The 18,515-nt window shown below is 71.7% G+C and carries 14 protein-coding genes; 7 read left to right on the forward strand and 7 right to left on the reverse strand.

Features of this window, described 5'->3' with window-relative positions:
- Positions 1–3: 3 nt before the first annotated feature.
- From GTY58_RS28040 to GTY58_RS28065, 6 genes are all read left to right on the forward strand, one after another.
- Positions 4–2,169: a GTPase gene (locus GTY58_RS28040; RefSeq protein WP_063774006.1), complete on the forward strand. Its 2,166-nt coding sequence runs from the start codon at positions 4–6 to the stop codon at positions 2,167–2,169.
- Between the two features lie 197 nt (positions 2,170–2,366).
- Positions 2,367–2,843, forward strand: coding sequence for a single-stranded DNA-binding protein (locus GTY58_RS28045; RefSeq protein ID WP_010986768.1), 477 nt, complete (start codon positions 2,367–2,369; stop codon positions 2,841–2,843).
- Between the two features lie 263 nt (positions 2,844–3,106).
- Positions 3,107–4,522, forward strand: coding sequence for a Cys-Gln thioester bond-forming surface protein (locus tag GTY58_RS28050; RefSeq protein ID WP_010986769.1), 1,416 nt, complete (start codon positions 3,107–3,109; stop codon positions 4,520–4,522).
- Positions 4,523–4,795: 273 nt separating this feature from the next.
- Positions 4,796–6,460, forward strand: a complete 1,665-nt coding sequence (gene ettA, locus GTY58_RS28055) for an energy-dependent translational throttle protein EttA (RefSeq protein WP_078234517.1) — start codon at positions 4,796–4,798, stop codon at positions 6,458–6,460.
- Between the two features lie 2 nt (positions 6,461–6,462).
- Entirely contained in the window at positions 6,463–6,873 is a 411-nt protein-coding gene (locus GTY58_RS28060) for a thioesterase family protein (protein ID WP_010986771.1), read from the forward strand.
- Positions 6,870–7,565 (forward strand): hypothetical protein, encoded by a 696-nt coding sequence (locus tag GTY58_RS28065; protein ID WP_010986772.1) that lies wholly within the window; start codon positions 6,870–6,872, stop codon positions 7,563–7,565. The genes GTY58_RS28060 and GTY58_RS28065 overlap by 4 nt, the downstream gene beginning before the upstream one ends.
- Before the next feature lie 28 nt (positions 7,566–7,593).
- Here GTY58_RS28065 and GTY58_RS28070 read toward each other — a convergent pair whose 3' ends face one another.
- A complete protein-coding gene (locus GTY58_RS28070) occupies positions 7,594–7,998 on the reverse strand; it encodes a globin (RefSeq protein ID WP_010986773.1) in 405 nt (134 codons plus the stop codon).
- 151 nt (positions 7,999–8,149) lie between these two features.
- On the opposite strand from GTY58_RS28070, the gene GTY58_RS28075 reads away from it, so the two are divergent.
- Positions 8,150–9,130 carry a methyltransferase domain-containing protein gene (locus tag GTY58_RS28075; protein WP_010986774.1) on the forward strand — a complete coding sequence of 327 codons (981 nt, stop codon included), beginning with the start codon at positions 8,150–8,152 and terminating at the stop codon, positions 9,128–9,130.
- Between the two features lie 33 nt (positions 9,131–9,163).
- Here GTY58_RS28075 and GTY58_RS28080 read toward each other — a convergent pair whose 3' ends face one another.
- The 6 genes from GTY58_RS28080 to GTY58_RS28105 form a co-directional block, all read right to left on the reverse strand.
- Complete coding sequence (locus tag GTY58_RS28080) at positions 9,164–10,609, reverse strand: FHA domain-containing protein (protein ID WP_010986775.1); 1,446 nt, start codon at positions 10,607–10,609, stop codon at positions 9,164–9,166.
- Between the two features lie 105 nt (positions 10,610–10,714).
- Positions 10,715–12,061, reverse strand: a complete 1,347-nt coding sequence (locus GTY58_RS28085) for a VWA domain-containing protein (RefSeq protein ID WP_037651457.1) — start codon at positions 12,059–12,061, stop codon at positions 10,715–10,717.
- Between the two features lie 156 nt (positions 12,062–12,217).
- Positions 12,218–13,561: a PP2C family serine/threonine-protein phosphatase gene (locus tag GTY58_RS28090; protein ID WP_010986777.1), complete on the reverse strand. Its 1,344-nt coding sequence runs from the start codon at positions 13,559–13,561 to the stop codon at positions 12,218–12,220.
- Positions 13,562–16,066, reverse strand: a complete 2,505-nt coding sequence (locus tag GTY58_RS28095; protein WP_010986778.1) for a serine/threonine-protein kinase — start codon at positions 16,064–16,066, stop codon at positions 13,562–13,564.
- Positions 16,067–16,085: 19 nt separating this feature from the next.
- On the reverse strand, positions 16,086–17,411 hold the full coding sequence (locus tag GTY58_RS28100) for a hypothetical protein (protein ID WP_010986779.1): 1,326 nt from the start codon (positions 17,409–17,411) through the stop codon (positions 16,086–16,088).
- An 87-nt stretch (positions 17,412–17,498) separates the two neighbouring features.
- Positions 17,499–18,506, reverse strand: coding sequence for a glutamate ABC transporter substrate-binding protein (locus tag GTY58_RS28105; protein WP_010986780.1), 1,008 nt, complete (start codon positions 18,504–18,506; stop codon positions 17,499–17,501).
- Between the last annotated feature and the right edge of the window lie 9 nt (positions 18,507–18,515).

Raw genomic sequence — 18,515 nt, forward strand, 5'->3', positions numbered from 1 at the left:
GCGGTGACTGCCGTCACTGACCACACGGATCACGCCGATCATCCCGAGGACGAGCCCACGGCGGCCGAGCGCATGGGGGGTGACGGCGCGAGGGGCGAGGGCGAAGGCACGGGAGACGTAGCTACGGGAGGCGAAGGTACGCGGGATGAACCCGTGACGGACCGGCCCGGGAAGGACCGATCGGGGAAGGACCGGCCCGGGAAGGATGAGCCGACGGGGGAGGGCTCCGGCGGGGACAACGCCGCCGGTGACGCAGACGGCGGGCACGCACGTGTGGAGCGCGATGCGCTTCACACACGCGTGAAGCGCGGTTTCCCGCCCCCGTCGGCCGCCGACGCCGACGCGTCGGGCCGTACGGAGTCCACGGAACCCGCGGATTCCACGGAGTCCGGCGAGCCCTGGGGCGACGGGCTGATCGCCCGGCGCGTGTCCGAGACGGCCGACGGGCAACAGGAGGTGGCCGCCCTCCTGGAGACCAGGAGCAAGGCCGTCCAGCCGCCCGAGCCCCTCGCGTACGACGGGTCGTTGAGGTCGCGGTTGGACGCCCTGCGCGAGCTGGTGGGGCTGTCGCGGACCCGGCTGGACAGCCGGACGCTCGCAGAGGCAGGCCGGGTACTGGACGAGGCGGTGGCGCGGCGCCGGCTGTCCGGGGAGCACACCGTCGTCGCCATCGCGGGCGCGACCGGCAGCGGCAAGTCCCAGCTCTTCAACGTGCTCGCCGGAGTGACCATTTCGGAAACCGGCGTACGCAGGCCGACCACCGCGGCGCCCATCGCGTGCAGCTGGAGCGACGGCGCGGCCCCGCTCATCGACCGGCTCGGCATCCCCGGACGGCTGCGCAGGCGCCCCCTCCAGAGCCCTGAAGGAGAGGCACAACTGCGCGGGCTCGTCCTGGTGGACCTGCCCGACCACGATTCGGCGGCCGTGCAGCACCGCGAACAGGTCGACCGGATCCTGGCGCTCGTCGACGCGGTCATCTGGGTCGTCGACCCGGAGAAGTACGCGGACGCCGTCCTCCATGAGCGCTATCTGCGGCCCATGGCGGGACACGCCGAGGTCACCTTCGTCGTCCTCAACCAGGTGGACCGGCTGCCCGGCGAGGCCGCACACCAGGTTCTCGACGACCTCAGGAGGCTGCTCGACGAGGACGGGATCGCTCTGGGGGAGTACGGCGAGCCGGGCGCGACCGTGCTCGCGCTGTCCGCCCTCACCGGGGACGGCGTCGGCGAACTGCGCGAGTCGCTCGGGCAGTTCCTGGCCGAGCGCGGGGCCGCCGCGCGCCGCATCTCCGCCGATGTGGAAGCGGCCGGTGCGCGCCTGCGGCCCGTCTATGCGACCGGTCGGCGTACCGGCCTCAGCGAGGAGGCGCGCGACGACTTCGCCGGCCGGCTCGCGGACGCGGTGGGTGCGACCGCTGCGGGCGAGGCCGCCGAGCGCGCGTGGCTGCGCAACGCCAACCGAGCGTGCGGCACGCCCTGGCTGCGGCTGTGGCGGTGGTACCAGGACCGGAGCGAACCCACCACGGGTCGCCTCAGGGTGGGCGCGCCCGCGGACGAGGAGGCGACCGCCCGACAGCGCGTGGAGCAGGCCGTACGTACGGTGGCGGACCGGGCCGCGGTAGGGCTGCCCGCGCCGTGGGCACAGGCGGTGCGCGAGGCGGCCGTACGGGGGTCGCAGGGGCTGCCGGAGGCGCTGGACGAGCTTGTGGTGCGTACGGGGTCGCCGGCGGGGCGGCCGCCGCGGCCGGGCTGGTGGCCGGTCGCCGTGCTCGCTCAGGCGTCGATGACGCTCCTCCAGGTCTTCGGCGGCCTGTGGCTGCTGGGGCAGGTGATCGGGTTCATGTCGCCGAATCTCGGGGTGCCGGTGCTGTTGATGGTCGCGGGCATCGTCGGGGGACCCGTTGTGGAGTGGAGTTGCAGGCTGGCGGCGCGGGGGCCGGCCCGGCGGTACGGACTCGAGGCCGAGCGCCGGCTGAGGGAGGCGGCCGGGGGGTGCGGCAGGGCGCGGGTGCTGGATCCGGTGGCGGCGGAGCTGCTGCGGTATCGGGAGGTGCGGGAGCAGTACGCGAAGGTCATGGGGGCCGGGGCTGGGGCTGGGGCCGGCGCGGCTGGGGTCGGCGCGGGAGCCGGAGCCGGGACGGGAGCGGGGGTGCAGGCTCGGGTGGGGTGAGGGGGGACCCGTTCGGGTGACGGAGTTGTCCACAACCGGGCGGTAGCACACAGCGCTCAGCGGGCTCGGGCCGACGGAGGCAGTCTGAACTCGCGGCGATCGCACGGACGCGGTCGTCGCGGCAGACGCAGCCGTACGGGACGGGCCCGTACGCGTATCCGCCCGGCGTGGGCGCCGGGACGAGGGAGGGGTTCGCGATGAACGAGACGATCGTGTGCGTGGTGGGGAACGTCGCCACGCGGCCGGTGTACCGGGAGCTGGCGTCGGGCGCATCGGCGCGGTTCCGGCTGGCGGTGACGTCGCGGTACTGGGACCGCGAGAAGAGCGAGTGGAAGGACGGGCACACCAACTTCTTCACGGTGTGGGCGAATCGAGCCCTGGCCACCAACGTGGGGGCGTCTTTGTCCGTGGGGGATCCGGTCGTCGTGCAGGGCAGGCTGAAGGTGCGCACCGAGGCGCGCGAGGGGCAGAACTGGACCTCGGCGGACATCGACGCGCTGGCGGTCGGCCACGATCTCTCGCGCGGCACGTCGGCATTTCGCCGTCCCTCGGCCAAGGACGGGGAAGCGGGAGTGAGCCCCGCCGCGCGGCCGGAGCCCAACTGGGAGACAGAGCCAGGAAGTCAGCCCTCGGTGGAGCACCAACCCCAGCCGGAGCCCGCTGGAGTGACGTGATGTCAGGTGCCGTCGGGTGGAGTCGACCGAACTGCGGCTTATCGGCGAAAGCGTTCCGAACGGTCCCATTGATTCGTCGATAAGCGCAGCTCACAGCCTGTGCAAGCGATAACGATTCCGAGTCGGATCGGTTATCCGATGACATGTCCGGGGAGAGCGGTGCGCCGCGTCCTTAGGATGCCGGGCATAGCTCTCGGGGCTTCTGATTCTGCTGGCGGGACCACACCCCCCACGTCAACCGGTCCTGCTCGAAGGGGAATTCTGTGTCATTTGCGTTCTCTGCGTTCTCGGCGCTGTCCGTGCGTGGACGGGGGGCCGCCCGCCTCGCCGCCGCGACGCTGGTGTCCGGCCTCGTCGCCGCGGGTGCCCTGGTCACCGCGGGCCCGGCCGTCGCCGACTCGACACCGCAGAGCGGGGGCGGCGCGACCGCCACCATGGGCGGCCTCAAGACGTACGGGGACGCGGTGATCCACGACAACGGCGGGGACGAGCAGGTCTCCGCGGGCCTGTTCGAGATGGCCGTCGACGGTGGCGGCATGCTGCAGACGTACTGCATCGACATCCACAACCCGACACAGAAGGACGCCAGGTACCAGGAGACCCCCTGGAGCGGCACATCGCTGAGCGGCAACGAGAACGCGGGCAGGATCCGCTGGATCCTGCAGAACTCCTATCCGCAGGTGAACAACCTGACGGCGTTGGCGCGGCAGGCGGGCGCGAGCGGCCTCACCGAGCAGGACGCGGCGGCCGGAACGCAGGTGGCCATCTGGCGCTACTCGGACGGCGCCGACGTGGACGCGGTCGACCCCCAGGCGGAGAAGCTCGCGGACTACCTGGAGAAGGCCGCGCGGAATCTGGCGGAGCCCGCGGCTTCACTGACCCTGGACCCGCCCGCGGTCTCGGGGCATGCGGGCGAGCGCCTCGGCCCTGTCACGGTGCACACGAACGCGGACAGCGTGACGGTGACGCCGCCGGTGGACGCCACGGCGAACGGGGTGAAGATCGTCGGCAAGGACGGCAAGGCGATCACCTCCGCCGCCGACGGCAGGCCGATCTACTTCGACGTGCCCAAGGACGCCGCGGACGGCTCGGTCGCGCTGACGGTGCAGGCGTCGACCACCGTGCCGGTCGGCCGCGCCTTCGCCTCCGAGTCCCGCAGCCAGACCCAGATACTCGCGGGCTCGAGCGAGTCGACGGTCTCCGCGACCGCGACGGCGAACTGGGCGGTCAAGGGTGCGATACCCGCGCTGTCCGCGGTGAGGAACTGCGCCAAGGGCGGGGTCGACATCACGGCGGCCGACGAGGGCGACGAGGCGTTCACGTTCGAACTGATGGGGAGCGAGTACACCATCGAGGCGGGCAAGTCGCAGACGGTGACGATCCCGCTCCAGGAGGACCAGGCGTACGACTTCACCATCAAGGGGCCGGGCGGCTTCGAGGAGCGCTTCAAGGGAATCCTCGACTGCAAGACCGAGAGCGGCGCGGGCGGCGACGCGACCCAGACGCTCAGCGAACCCAGCCCGGCCACGGTGGGCGGCACGTCCACGGACACGAACCTGGCCGAGACGGGCAGCTCGAGCGCGACGCCGTTCATCGCGGGCACGGCGATAGCCCTGGTGGTCATCGGCGGCGCGGCACTCGTCCTCGTCCGCAACAAGAAGACATCGACGCAGGACTGAGCAGCACACAGCACCTTGGTAACTCAACAGCGAGTGACGGGCCGTGACGCCATGAGCAGGCTGCGTATCGACGACTCCGGGCCGTCCCCGGGCCGGGCGAGGGCGCTCGGCAGTGATCGACGGCGACAACCAGTGACAGAGCAGCTACCGGGGCGGTCGGCGAACGTCCAGGTCACGGACCCCTGACCGAACGGGTTTCCTTCGAGGGGTGGCAGTCAGGCAAGATGGGGTGTATCTGCCCACTGCCGATTTCAAGCGTCCGGACGGTTTCTCTTGGCTGAGTTCATTTACACCATGCGCAAGACGCGCAAGGCGCACGGCGACAAGGTGATTCTCGACGACGTCACCCTGAACTTCCTGCCGGGTGCGAAGATCGGTGTGGTCGGTCCGAACGGTGCCGGTAAGTCCACCGTTCTCAAGATCATGGCGGGCCTTGAGCAGCCCTCCAACGGTGACGCGTTCCTGTCGCCCGGCTACACGGTCGGCATGCTGCTCCAGGAGCCGCCGCTCGACGAGTCCAAGACCGTTCTGGAGAACGTCCAGGACGGCGCCGCCGAGATCATGGGCAAGCTCAAGCGCTTCAACGAGGTCGCCGAGCTGATGGCGACCGACTACTCGGACGCGCTCCTGGAGGAGATGGGCAAGCTCCAGGAGGACCTGGACCACGCCAACGCGTGGGACCTGGACGCTCAGCTGGAGCAGGCCATGGACGCCCTGGGCTGCCCGCCCGGCGACTGGCCGGTCACGAACCTCTCCGGTGGTGAGCGCCGCCGTGTCGCGCTGTGCAAGCTGCTGATCGAGGCCCCCGACCTGCTGCTCCTCGACGAGCCCACCAACCACCTGGACGCCGAGTCCGTGCAGTGGCTGGAGCAGCACCTCGCGAAGTACGACGGCACCGTCGTCGCCGTCACCCACGACCGGTACTTCCTCGACAACGTCGCGGGCTGGATCCTGGAGCTCGACCGTGGCCGCGCCATCGGCTACGAGGGCAACTACTCCGTCTACCTGGAGAAGAAGCAGTCCCGCCTCAAGGTCGAGGGCCAGAAGGACGCCAAGCGCGCCAAGCGGCTCAAGGAAGAGCTCGAGTGGGTGCGGTCCAACGCCAAGGGCCGGCAGGCCAAGTCCAAGGCGCGTCTGACCCGCTACGAGGAAATGGCCGCAGAGGCCGACAAGATGCGGAAGCTGGACTTCGAGGAGATCCAGATCCCGCCGGGCCCGCGCCTGGGCTCCATCGTGGTCGAGGTGAACAACCTCTCCAAGGCCTTCGGGGAGAAGGTTCTCATCGACGACCTCTCCTTCACGCTGCCGCGTAACGGCATCGTCGGTGTCATCGGCCCCAACGGTGCCGGCAAGACCACGCTCTTCAAGATGATCCAGGGCCTGGAGACCCCGGACACCGGCACGATCAAGGTCGGCGAAACCGTCAAGATCTCGTACGTCGACCAGAGCCGCGAGAACATCGACCCGAAGAAGTCCCTGTGGGCCGTGGTCTCGGACGAGCTGGACTACATCAATGTGGGCCAGGTCGAGATGCCCTCGCGTGCGTACGTCTCCGCCTTCGGCTTCAAGGGCCCGGACCAGCAGAAGCCGGCCGGTGTCCTCTCCGGTGGTGAGCGCAACCGCCTCAACCTGGCGCTGACCCTCAAGCAGGGCGGCAACCTGCTGCTCCTCGACGAGCCGACCAACGACCTCGACGTGGAGACGCTGTCCTCGCTCGAGAACGCGCTGCTCGAGTTCCCGGGCGCCGCGGTGGTCGTCTCCCACGACCGTTGGTTCCTCGACCGGGTCGCCACGCACATCCTCGCCTACGAGGGTGACTCCAAGTGGTTCTGGTTCGAGGGCAACTTCGAGTCGTACGAGAAGAACAAGGTCGAGCGGCTCGGCCCGGACGCCGCGCGTCCGCACCGCGCCACCTACAAGAAGCTGACTCGGGGCTGATCTTGCGGCACATCTACCGCTGCCCGCTGCGCTGGGCGGACATGGACGCGTACGGCCACGTCAACAACGCGGTCTTCCTCCGCTACCTGGAGGAAGCACGTATCGACTTCCTGTCTCCCCCCGGCAAGCAGTTCAAGCAGGGGTCCGTGGTGGCGCGCCACGAGATCGACTACAAGCGGCAGCTGGTCCACCGGCGCGAGCCGGTGGACATCGAGCTGTGGATCACGGAGATCCGAGCGGCGTCGTTCACGATCACCTATGAGGTCAAGGACGCGGATCAGCTCTACGTCCGGGCCGCGACGGTGGTCGTGCCGTTCGACTTCGAGGCGCAGCGGCCGCGCCGGATCACCGCCGAGGAACGGGAGTTCCTGGAGGAGTACCGGGACGACGTGACCGAGACCGTCGCGGCATGACCGTCCTGTACCTGGCCGACGAGGGGGAGGCGGCGGACCTCGCCGCCTTCCTCGCCCGGCTGATCCACTACGACCGCGGGGCGGCGGTGCGGCTTCAGGCGTCCGGGACCGCGCTGGCGGTCTTCGGACGGCCGCCGTCCTTCGACGTCCTCGCGATCCGGACGGCGCGGCTCGGCAAGCCGTACGAGGACGGCCTCGACGTCTCGCTCGATGTGACCGTCTCGGCCGGTGAACTCCTGGAGTCCATCGACGAGTCGGCGGCCACGGCCGTCGTGCCCGCCGCGGTCACCGGGCCGCCGTGGGCCGGACTGCTCCCGCCCCGGGGCGGCTGGCAGCCGGAGCCCGGACTGCCCGCGCCGGACGCGCTGCGGGCGACGGTGGCCGCCGCGGTGAGCGAATTCCGCTCCCGCACCCAGCAGTTGCCGCCCGAAGGACGTACCCGGGCCGAACTCGACCGGATCGGGCGGGAGATCTGGTCCCGGACGCTGGGCGACACACGCCTCCCGGTGCGGGCCGCGCACGCGGCTCAGTCGCTGGGTTTCCTACGCCCTGCACCGGGCGGCACGAGCACGCCCGACGAGGCGCCGCTCGGGCTTTTCTCGTCGGGCGCGTGGCTGCGGCTGCGTACGCCGTACGGATCGATCGCGGTCCGCAGGGCGGGCCTCGGCGCGCTGGACGTCAGCGTCCGCTGACCAGGCCGCACCAGGAGCGGGCCGGGCGTCAGCTCTCCGTGTTCACCATCGAGGCCGCGGCGTACGTCAGGTAGTTCCACAGCGTGTGCTCGTGCTCCTCGGAGAGGCCGAGCTCGTCGACGGCGACCCGCATGTGCTTGAGCCAGGCGTCGTGCGCGGCCCGGTCGACGGCGAAGGGGGCGTGGCGCATCCGCAGCCGGGGGTGGCCGCGCTGCTCGCTGTATGTCGTCGGGCCGCCCCAGTACTGGATCAGGAACAGCGTGAATCGCTCCTCGGCCGGACCCAGGTCCTCCTCGGGGTACATGGGCTTCAGCAGCGGGTCCCCGGCGACGCCCTCGTAGAAACGGTGGACAAGACGCCGGAAGGTCTCCTCGCCGCCGACCTGCTCGTAGAAGGTCTGCTCCTGAAGCGTGCCGCGCCGAATCTCATTCACCCGTCCATGGTCTCAGACGCGGTGACCGAGGACTGAAGGCTTAGGACCAGCGGTCTCAGGAGGGGAGAGGCGCACCCGGTCCGAGGCGCCGGTTCCGGATCCGTCGGGTGTGGCGCTCGCCTCACGGCGTCTGCCGCAGCACAGTGGAGACATGAGCGCGCACGCACTCGACCACGACCTGGAGGCCCTCGCCGCGTCGGCGCGGGCGGTACTTCTGCGCGAGATCGACGCGAGCGGGGCCTGGGATGCCGATCCGCGGTGGCGGGAGGCGTTCGAGACGGTCCCGCGCCACCTCTTCGTGCCGTACTACTACGCGGGCGCCGTCGGCGGCTACGAGCGCCTGTGGCGCGACAGCCCCGACCCGCGCGCCCGGGAGCGCTGGGTGCGCGGCGCGTACGCCGACGCCCCGCTGGCGACCCGGGTGCGCGACGGGGAGCTGGTGTCCTCCAGCAGTCAGCCCTCCCTGATGGCGAAGATGCTCGTCGAGTTGGACGTGCGGGACGGGGACGCCGTCCTGGAGATCGGTGCCGGCACCGGGTACAACGCGGCCCTGCTCGCCCACCGGCTCGGCGACGAGCAGGTCACCACCGTCGACCTCGACGCCGAGATCACCGAGTCGGCGCGGCAGCACCTGGCCGCCGCCGGACACCACCCGGCGGTCGTCACCGGCGACGGCGCGCGGGGAGTGCCCGCCCGCGCCCCCTTCGACCGGATCATCGCCACCTGCACGCTGACGTCGATCCCGCGCCCCTGGCTCGCCCAGTGCGTTCCCGGAGCCCGCATCCTGGCGCCGTTCGCGACCGGTCTGATCGCCCTGCGGGTACGGGACGCCGGGTACGCCACCGGGCACTTCCTGCACACGCCCGCCTACTTCGTACCGCTGCGCGGTGTCGTACGGCCCGAGCAGGAGCCCCCGAACCTGGGCGGGCTGCCGCGCCGGGCCAGGGGCCACGAGCTGTTCCGGTTCCTGCTGACCCTGACCGCCGGCCGCCTCGACCCGCAGGAGGCGTACACCCTGTGGGAGCGCGAGGGGCAGCCGGGGCGCGAGCGGTACGGGGTCACGGTCGGCGACGGGCGCTCCTGGGCCTGGCTGGACGACCCCGAAGGGCCGTACACCTGGCCACTGCCGTGAATTCCGTACGCCTGCGCGGACGAATGCCGCCGCTCAGCCCCGGCGAATCGTGATCGTCGTCCACGCCCCGACGTGCACCCGGTCCCCGTCCTGGAGCGGGATCGGCACGAAGGGCTGAATCGGTTCCTCGGCGCCGTTGACCGTGGTCCCGTTGGTGGAGTTCTGGTCGACGACCGCCCAGGAGCCGTCCGGCTGCTGGACCAGGACCGCGTGCTGGTGCGAGACGCCCGGGTCCTCCGGCGGCACCGACAGGTCGATGTCGGGGGTGTCGCCGGTGGAGTGACGGCGGCGGCCGATGCTGATCTGGTTGCCGGTGAGCGTGCGCTGCTGCTCCGGCGAGTACGCGGGCAGGTTCAGGCCCGCCGCCTCGGGGCCCGAGCGCTGCATCATCGCCATGAAGTAGTCACGGTCGGGGCCGATCGTCGCGCTCCAGGTCAGCGGCTGCTGCTGGTAGCCGGGGCCGGGGGGCGCCTGGGTGGAGCCGGGCTGCGGGTAGCCGTAGCCGCCGCCCTGAGCACCGCCGGGGCCACCAGGGGAGGACGACGACGGCGGGGAGATCACCCAGTCGTCGTCACCGCCGCCGAAGGACGGGCCGCCGGGCTGCCGGGGTACGGGCGGTTGCCCGGTCTCCTGCGGGAACGCGGGCGGAGCGGGCGGACCCGGCCGCTGGAACACGGGCGGCGGTCCGGCCTGCTGGAACGACGGCGGGGCACCGGGACCACCGGTGCTCTCAGGCCCACCGGGCGCACCCGGCCCACCGGGCGCACCCGGCCCACCGGGCGCACCCGGCCCACCGGGCCCGGGCGGCGGCGGGACGGGACGAGACGGGTCGCCGCCAAAAGCGGACGGACGCGAGGAATCCCCACCGAAAGCGGAAGGACGTGATGAATCGCCACCGTAGCCGGGAGGGCGCGACGGGTCACCGCCGAAGCCGGGCTGGCGCGAGGGGTCGCCGCCGAAGCCGGGCCGGCCGGACGGGCCCGAGGGGTCACCGCCGTACGGCGGGCCCGGCGGGATCGGCTCCGCGGGCCGGTTCATCTGCGACGGGCGCGAGCTCTGGTACTCGTACGGGTCCCCGCCGGGCCCGGTCGGCTGCCCGGGGCCGCCCTGCTGGAAGCGCGGCGCGGGATTGGGCGTCGACGGACGGGGGGCCGCCGGCGTGTACGAGGTGGCCGTGTTGGTGAGGAAGTTCCACCGGCACTCCTCGCAGAACGGCGCACCGCCCTCACGGGGCGTGCGGCACTGCGGGCACAGCTCCGGCTCGGGCCCCGAGGACAGGTGCGGGCGCCCCCCGGGCTGACCCCCGGGCTGGCCTCCCGCGCCCGGAGGCGGCGGAGGCGAGCCGGGCGGCGGATAGCCGTATCCGGAAGCCGGCGGTGGTGGCGGAGGCGGCGGGGGCACGGCACCTGCCATGCGGTGACCGCAGATCTCGCACCAGTCGTCGGAACCCGACTGGTGTCCGTTCGGGCAGGTCGGCATGTCGGCGCTTCCCCCTTTCCTGTTCCGGCCGTTATGGCCGGGTTTCTCCAACCCCTCGGGATGGCCCCAGGGGGTCGGGCTCGCTGCTGTCAGTGTCCCTCTAGGTCACTTCTTTACACGAACAGTCTTTGTGGACCGTGTTTCGAGGGTCATTTCGTCGGCCTCTTCCACCTTGGCCTTCAATCGCACAGTACCTGCCGCGGCATCGACCACGTCCACCACCTTCGCAAGCAGTTTCGCAGTATCCGTGTTCCCCGACGCACTGGCGAGTTGGACGGCCCGGCCCAGTTTGGCCGTTGCTCCGTCGACATCTCCCGATTTGCGGGCGTCCAAACCCTGCTGGATGACTTGCGCCAGTTCGGCCTGACCTGTGTAGTGCGCTACCTGGGGGTTGATCGACGTGGACGCCTCCATGTCGTCGGTCCAGACCGCCCGTACGAGCCCTTGCGCGCCGAGGTTCTGGGTGCTGCCGTCGCTCTGTGGGACGACCAGGGAGATCCGGCCGGCCAGCATCTCCTGGCCGAGGCCGGCGGCGGGCACCTCCACGCACACGTGGTAGTCGCGGGACTCGTCGCCCCAGGAGCCGGTGGGGTAGTCCCCGGCGCGCGGGCCCGCCTCGGTGCGACGGTCGGTCAACTCCTCGACCGTGGGGGCCACTTGCTTCACGAACTTGATGGCCGTGCCGACGGGTGTCCACAGCCGCAGCGCGACGTCCGCGACCTCCTTGCCCATGGCTGTTTCCATCATCCGCGTGAAGTCCTCGGACAGGGCGGCCGGGTCGGCGACGATGTCGGCGGTGCCGAGCAGCGCGGACGCGATCCCGGTGACCTCCTTGACCTCCCAGTCGGTGCCGACTCCACGCGCGTCACAGGTGAAACGTCCGGCACAGGCATCGAGTGCGGCCCTGAGGTCCTGGGGCGACTCGTGTTCGTTGCGGCCGTCGGTGAGCAGGATGCCGTGCCGTATCGACACGTCCGCCGAGGACAGCAGCCGGTCGGCGAGGCGCAGCCAGGTGCCGATCGCGGTGCCGCCCCCCGCGCTCAGCTTGCGCAGCGCCTGCTTGGCCTGGTCGCGGGTGCGCGCGTCGGCGACGGCGAGGCGTCCGCCGCCGGGGTAGACCTCCTTGGCCACATGGGTGCCGCCGATCACCGCGAAGTGCACGCCGTCCCGCAGGGTGTCGATGGCCGCGGCCGTCGCGTCACGGGCGTTGCGCATCTTGGTCGGCGGGTAGTCCATCGAGCCCGAACAGTCGACCATGACGGCCACGGCCGCGTCCGGGGCAGCTCCCGACGCGTACGGACGGGGAGCGGCCACCGCGCTCTTGGTCGTGCCGCCGCCGGTCGCTGTCACCGTGACGATGGCGTTGACCTCGCGGCCGCCCTCCGGCAGGTACTCGTTCTGATAGACGTCCACCGAGAACTGCGGCGCGTTCGACTTCGAGAAATTGGCCATGCCTTCTCTGATCCCCCTCAAGAACCCCATCGCTGTGAGGTGATGACTGGTGGCGGACCGGTCCCCTCCGGTCCTGGGGTCGACCCCCGTCGCTCCCCGAGCCGGCCCCCGCCGGCCGGGAAAGCACCGTCGCGGCCCCTCAGGCGGATCCGTCCCTCAGGCGGATCCTGCCCCCTGCGGCGGGGCCGGGAACGGGAGGACGGCCACTGTTACGTTGTCGTGGCCCCCGCCGTCCAGGGCGTGGCCCACAAGCACCTGGGCGCTGTGCAGCGGCCTCAGCGCGGCGTCGAGGGGCACGATCTCCGCCATCTCCTCGGCGGCCTCCGCGTAGTTCCACAGCCCGTCGGTGCACACCACCACCACGCCCGGCCGGTCCGGCTTGAAGGAAGCGGTGTGCGGCTCCAGTTCGTACGCGTCCGCGCCGAGCCAGCCCGTGATGGCGTGGGCGCGCTCGTCCGCGTACGCCTCCGCCTCGCTCATCAGACCGGCGGCGACCATCTGCGCGGCCCACGAGTCGTCCTCGGTGAGCCGGACCGGCGGGAGCGCCCGGTCCACCGGGATCCAGTACACGCGGCTGTCGCCGACCCAGCCGACGACCAGCAGACTCGTGGTGACGACGGCGCCGACGAGCGTGCAGGCGGGCGCGTTCTGGTGCGGGGAGTGCTCCTGGGCCGTCTCCGGTTCCGTGGCCAGGGAGTTGACGGCGTGCGACGCGGCGATGATCGCCTCGTGCATGGCCTGCTGCGGATGGGTGCCGCGGGGCAGGGCGGCCAGCAGCGACTCGCCCGCGGCGCGGGAGGCGGCGAGGGACGCCTCGTCGGGGCGGGTCGCCGAGGAGACCCCGTCGCAGACGACCGCCACGACGGCGGGGGAGCCGTCGGGCAGGGCGGTCGAGGAGACCGCGAACGCGTCCTCGTTGCGGTGGTGGCGCAGGCCGCGGTCGCTGACGGCGGCGACCGCGTCCAACTCCTGCTCCATGTGGTCGCGTTCGCGTGGCTGTGCGTGGCCGCAGTTCTCGCAGTAGCCGTCGCTGTCGACATGGCCCGCGCGGCAGGCCACGCAGAGCTTGGTGCCGGCCGGGGGAGTGGGCAAGTCGGCCGTCCGTGGGTCGGCGGCAGGGCGGGGCGCTGCCAGTGGATAGTCGTCGGGCTCGGCGGGCCGGTCGAACCGTACCCCCGTCGAACCGCTCATGGCGGGTTTCCCGGCGGGCAGTTCGGAGCCGCCGGAGTCCGTGCCCGGCAGGTCGGTGGGCAGATGCACCGCGGCAGGCGCGTGGGAGCCGTCCACCTCGGGAGCGATGGGCCAGTCCACGGACGCGACCTGTGAAGGGGGCCGCGGCGTCGCGCCGTTCATGGTGAGCGTGGGCGTGTCCTGCGGCGGCACGGGCACCGCCGAGAGGTCGTACCCGCACGCACCGCAGAAACGGTCACCGGACTCGAGGGGCTCCGCGCAACTGGGGCACCTCGAAAGAGCCGTCGGCTGAGGCATCTGCGACATCAATCACACCCACGTCCGGGGGCGGTAGCGGTTGGCACGCTCCACCAGGTCGATCCTTTCCTCGCCGCCCTGCGCCAGCCGGGCCAGCGTCCGGTACGAGCGCTCCAGGCCGAAGCGGAGGCCGCGCTCGTCCAGTTCATTGCCGAGCAGTGCGCGTCCGCCGTCCGGAGGCGGAGCGGAACCCTGGCTACCGGAGAGTACCCAGTCCAGCGCGCAGCCAAGGACCTCTGTGGACAACTGCTCACGGCGCACCGCGTCCAGACCGTAGCCGTTCAGCGCCTCGACCTGCCCGGCGGCGGCGCCGAGGTCGTCCAGGAAGGACGCTTCCGGCGCTTCGTTCGTACGGTGTCTCAGGCGCGCCCGTACGGCGGCCACGCGGGCCGCGGTGTAGTGGATCGACGACTCGGGCACCGACTCCAGCGTCCGTACGGCACCGCGCCGGTCGCCGGCCGCGAGCTGGACGCGGGCCAGGCCGAACGCCGAACCGACATAGCTCGGGTCGGTCGTCCACACCAGACGGTAGTACTCGGCGGCGTTGTCCAGCTGGCCGAGCACCTCCGCGCACAGCCCGAGGGCCAGCTTGGGGGCCGGCTCACCCGGGAAGGCGTCGTAGATCGCGTCGAAGGAGAGCGCGCCGACCTCGTGGTCGCCGGTGACGAGCGCGGCCACACCGCGGTACCAGACGACCCGCCAGTCGTCGGGCCGCTCGTCCTCCAGCTTCGCGAGGACCTCCAGCGCCGTGTGCGAGTCGCCGTTCTCCAGCCGGGCGCGGATCTGGCGCAGCCGGGTCTCGACGGAGGGCGAGGGGGCGTTGCCGAGCGCCGCGACGAGCTCCAGCGGGCCGGACGTCATGAGCCCGGCGAGGAACCCGGCGTTGGGGTCACCGGGGTCGACCCGGGGGACCGGCAGCGCGAGGGCGGCGGCGGCCGTGTCGAGGGGCTTGACGAGGGTGCGCGTGCCGCGGCCCGGGACGACACCCGACGCCGTACTCGCCGCCCGGCCCCGCTTTCCGACCGGCACCACGCGCGCCCCCAGCCGCGACACGTCCCCCTCCAGCTCCGCGAACAACACCGTGTCCGTGACCTTGGTCTCGGGCCCGAACAGGGTCGACAGGGCCGGCCGGGCGCGGCCCGTCTGCAGGGACACGACCTCCCTCAGCACACCCGTCAGCTGCTCCGTCATCTCCTGCGCGGAGGCGAACCGGCGGACCGGGTCCGGGTCGGTGGCGCGGACCAGCAGCCGGTAGAACGACTCGTACTGGCGGAAGACCTCGATGTGGTCCGGGTCCGGCAGCGAGTCCACGAAGACGTTCGTGTACCCCTGGAAGTCGAAGGTCAGTACGGCGAGGGTGCGGGCGACCGTGTACAGGTCGCTGGCGACCGACGGGCCGACGTCCGCGACCTCCGGCGCCTGGTAGCCCACCGTGCCGTAGATGGCCGACTCCTCGTCGTCCATCCGGCGCACCGCGCCCATGTCGATCAGCTTCAGCTGGTTCTCGGTCTGGATCGCGTTGTCGACCTTGAAGTCGCAGTACAGCAGGTTGCGGCTGTGCAGGTGTCCGAGCGCTTCGAGCGCCTCGATGCCGTACGCGCACGCCTGCTCCACCGGCAGCGGGTCCCGCTTCCCGGTGGGCGTACGGCGGTCGTTGGCGATCTCCTTGAGGGACTTGCCGCCGACGTACTCCATGACGATGTAGCCGTCGAGCGAGCCGGTGCGCTGGTCCAGGTGTTCCACGAAGTTGTAGATCCGCACGATGTTGGCGTGCTCGATCTCCGCGAGGAAACGCCGCTCGGAGATCGCCGCCGCCATCGCGTCCTGGTCACCGGTGTCCAGCAGGCCCTTCAGCACGACCCAGCGGTCGGACACGGCACGGTCCACGGCGAGATAGACCCAGCCGAGGCCGCCGTGCGCGAGACAGCCCACGACCTCGTACTGGCCGTGCACCACGTCACCCGTGTGCAGCTTCGGCACGAACGAATACGGGTGACCGCACTTCGTGCAGAACCCCTCCGTGCGCCCCGGATGCTCGCCGCGCGCCCGCCCCACCGGCGCCCCGCAGTCGGAGCGCGAGCAGAACCGCTTGCGCTCGGGCACCTCCGGGTTCTCCAGCACCATCGCGCGCGGATCGGGCCGCGGCACGTCCGGCACCTGCACCAGGCCCATGCCGAGCCGGCTGCGCCCGGAGGTCCCGGCGGTCGAACCCGAGCTGCGTACCGACACCGAGCGGCCGGACGTCTTCCCCGACAGGGCACGCGACAGCCGACCCGACACCGAGCGCCGGGACTGCGAGGAACGCGAGGACGCCCGGGAGCTGGCGCGGGAACTGCTCCCCGAACCCCGGGAGCCCCGGCCACCGCCGGTGATCCCCGTCGCCGGCGAACCGACCATGCCGCCCGCCGCGACGACCGGCGCCAGCCCGCACATGTCGCAGTACAGCTCGCCGCCGCCCACGTCCTCGTACGACCCCGTGCAACCGGGGCGCTGGCACTTCTGCTGCGCCTCACTCACGCCGCACCACCTCCACCGCTCACGCGACGGGCCCCCTCCGGTCGGTCGGACCGCCCTGGTCGGGCACCCGCGGACTCAACAGGTCGGCGGCCGCCCGCTGATAGCGGAGCACCGCCTCCTCGGCGACCCGCAGGTCGCAGGGCGCGCTCCACAGCATGCGGCGGGCCGCGTCGTACCGCTCGATCAGCAGCGGGTCCTCCGCGAAGCCGAGCCGGGCGACCTTCGCCTTGTACGCGTCGAGGCGGCCGCGCAGCTCCGCACGGACCGCCAGAGGCGCGGTGACGGCGGTCAACGACTCGCGGGCGCGCAGCAGTTCGTCCTCCGCCCGCTGCTCCAGCGACTCCAGGAGCGGCGACAGACGGTGCCACTGGGCGTGTCTGCGGTACTCGGCGGCCGTCTGCAACTGCTCCTGAAGCGCGGTCGGCGGACCGCTGACCGCGGGCACCTCCGACGCGGCGATCTTCGCCAGCACCTCGCCGCGTGCACTGCGCGCCTCCGCGAGGGTGCGGTCCGCGCGGCTGAGGACGTCCCGCAGCCTGACGAGCCGCGCCTCCGCGTCCTGCCGGACGGTGAGCACGGCGTCGATCTCCCGGCGCACGTCCTCCAGGGCGCGCGCCTCGCGGTCGTACGTCGTCGTGTCCGGACGTCCGCCGCCGGGCGCCGAACTCCCCGGCGCCGGAACCCAGTACGTCAGCGGGTCGGAGATGACCTCCTCGCGCAGCCGGGTCAGCGTGCGGGTGATCCGCTCCAGGTCGTCGCCCGCCGGGTGCTCGCCGGGGCGCACGCCCACCGAGTGCGCGAGTCGCCGGGTGCGCTGCAACTCCGCGGCCAGTAAATCGATCCGCGCGGGCAGCGCCGACCACACCGCGTCGGCGGCGACGACCATGTCCAGCGACGATGCGTACAGCTCGTTCATCCGGTCCACGAGCGCCGCCAGCGTGAACTGCTCGCTGAGCTTGCCGGTGCCCGCGAGTGTCGGCGCGTTCGCCGTCGCCGTCGTGCTGCCCGCCACCGTGACGGTCGCGCCGCGCAGGATCCCGGTCAGCTCGACCAGGTCCTCACGGCTCGACCAGCGCCGGCGCGAACGGATGTCGCGCGCCGAGCGCAGCGCGTCCGAGTACGCGTCGAAGTACGCCCACAGCAAGGTGATCGACGCCTCGGCGGCCGTCCAGCGCTCCTTGGTCGTGCCCGTGAGCTCGGCGCCTTCGAGGAGTCTGCGGCCCGCGTGGTCCTGGAGGGCGAGGAGCGAGGTCTCGATGGCCTCGTGCTCCGCACCGAGCCGCGCCAGCGCACGGTCCACCTCGTCCCGGTCCAGCACCGGCTCGGGGGGTCCCGTGACGCCCATCGATCACCTCTCGCTCTCGGTCGTTCCCTGCGCGCCTGTCCGGTGCGCCCGGGTAACTCTCGGGTGGTATCAGGTCGGTTGCTTCTTCTAGGAGGCGGGCGGTTTCGACGGTCCCGAGTTCTTCCCCAGGGTCGGGGACAGCCAGGTGTCGTACGAGGCCTGCCAGCCGCTCCTGCGGTAGTCCACGAGTACCTGGTTGACCCGGCGTACCAGATCCTTGGCGTCCAGTTTCATCGCCACGCCGTAGTACTCGTCGGTGAAGGCGGCGCCCTTGAGCTCGACCGTCGGGTCCTGCGCGGCCTGGCTCGCGGCGAGCGCGCCGTCGGTCACCACCGCGTCGACCTGGCCGAGCTGGAGCCTTACGAGGCAGTCGAGTTGATTGGGGACGGGTTCGGACATGCGGGCGGACACGACGAGCCTGCCCGCCTTCCGGTCGGCGGTCAGCGTGTCGAACGCCGTCGAACTCGCCGCCGTGCAGATCCTCTTGTGCGCGAGCGACTTGTCGTACCCCGTGATGCCGGACTTCTTCGGGGCCAGGACCTGCTGGCCCGTGCGGAAGTAGGGGTCGGAGAACGCCACGTCCGCCAGCCGCTTGCAGGTGATCGTCATGGTGCGTACCACCATGTCGACCTGCCCACTCCTGATCGCTTCGATGCGCTGGTTGGTGGGGATGGCGTGGAACCGGACGTCGGCGTTCGGCTTGCCGAGGATCTCGTCCGCGATCCGGTGGGCGAGGTCGATGTCGAAGCCCTCGAGGTCGCTGCCCTTCTTGGTGCTGTTCGGGTCGCGGTAGCCCCAGCGGTAGCTGTTCTGGTCGACACCGACCGACAGATAGCCGCGCTTCTTGATGGCCTTGATCGCCGCGCCGCTCTCGTCGTTCGAGGCCGGCGGGCTCTTGCGCTCGGGGTGGTCGCAGGTCTCGTCCCTCACCTGCGTGCCCTCGGCCACGCCCTGGCCGCCGACGCCCGCACCGCCTTCCCCGCTCGCACGGGTGAGCGGCAGCAGGACGAAGACGGCGGTGAGGAGGCAGGCGACGGCCATCGCCCCTACGCCGCCCCAGCCCTTCAGGCTCGCCCTCAGGCGTCGTGCGGTCATCGCGGCTCC

The organism is Streptomyces sp. SID5469 (assembly GCF_009862865.1).
GTDB lineage: Bacteria > Actinomycetota > Actinomycetes > Streptomycetales > Streptomycetaceae > Streptomyces > Streptomyces avermitilis.

Coding starts and splice junctions, on each gene's coding strand:
- GTY58_RS28085 (WP_037651457.1), bottom strand. CDS start 12,061: ATGGCCAATTTCTCGAAGTCGAACGCGCCGCAGTTCTCGGTGGACGTC.
- GTY58_RS28045 (WP_010986768.1), top strand. CDS start 2,367: ATGAACGAGACGATCGTGTGCGTGGTGGGGAACGTCGCCACGCGGCCG.
- GTY58_RS28065 (WP_010986772.1), top strand. CDS start 6,870: ATGACCGTCCTGTACCTGGCCGACGAGGGGGAGGCGGCGGACCTCGCC.
- GTY58_RS28075 (WP_010986774.1), top strand. CDS start 8,150: ATGAGCGCGCACGCACTCGACCACGACCTGGAGGCCCTCGCCGCGTCG.
- GTY58_RS28100 (WP_010986779.1), bottom strand. CDS start 17,411: ATGGGCGTCACGGGACCCCCCGAGCCGGTGCTGGACCGGGACGAGGTG.
- GTY58_RS28105 (WP_010986780.1), bottom strand. CDS start 18,506: ATGACCGCACGACGCCTGAGGGCGAGCCTGAAGGGCTGGGGCGGCGTA.
- GTY58_RS28080 (WP_010986775.1), bottom strand. CDS start 10,609: ATGCCGACCTGCCCGAACGGACACCAGTCGGGTTCCGACGACTGGTGC.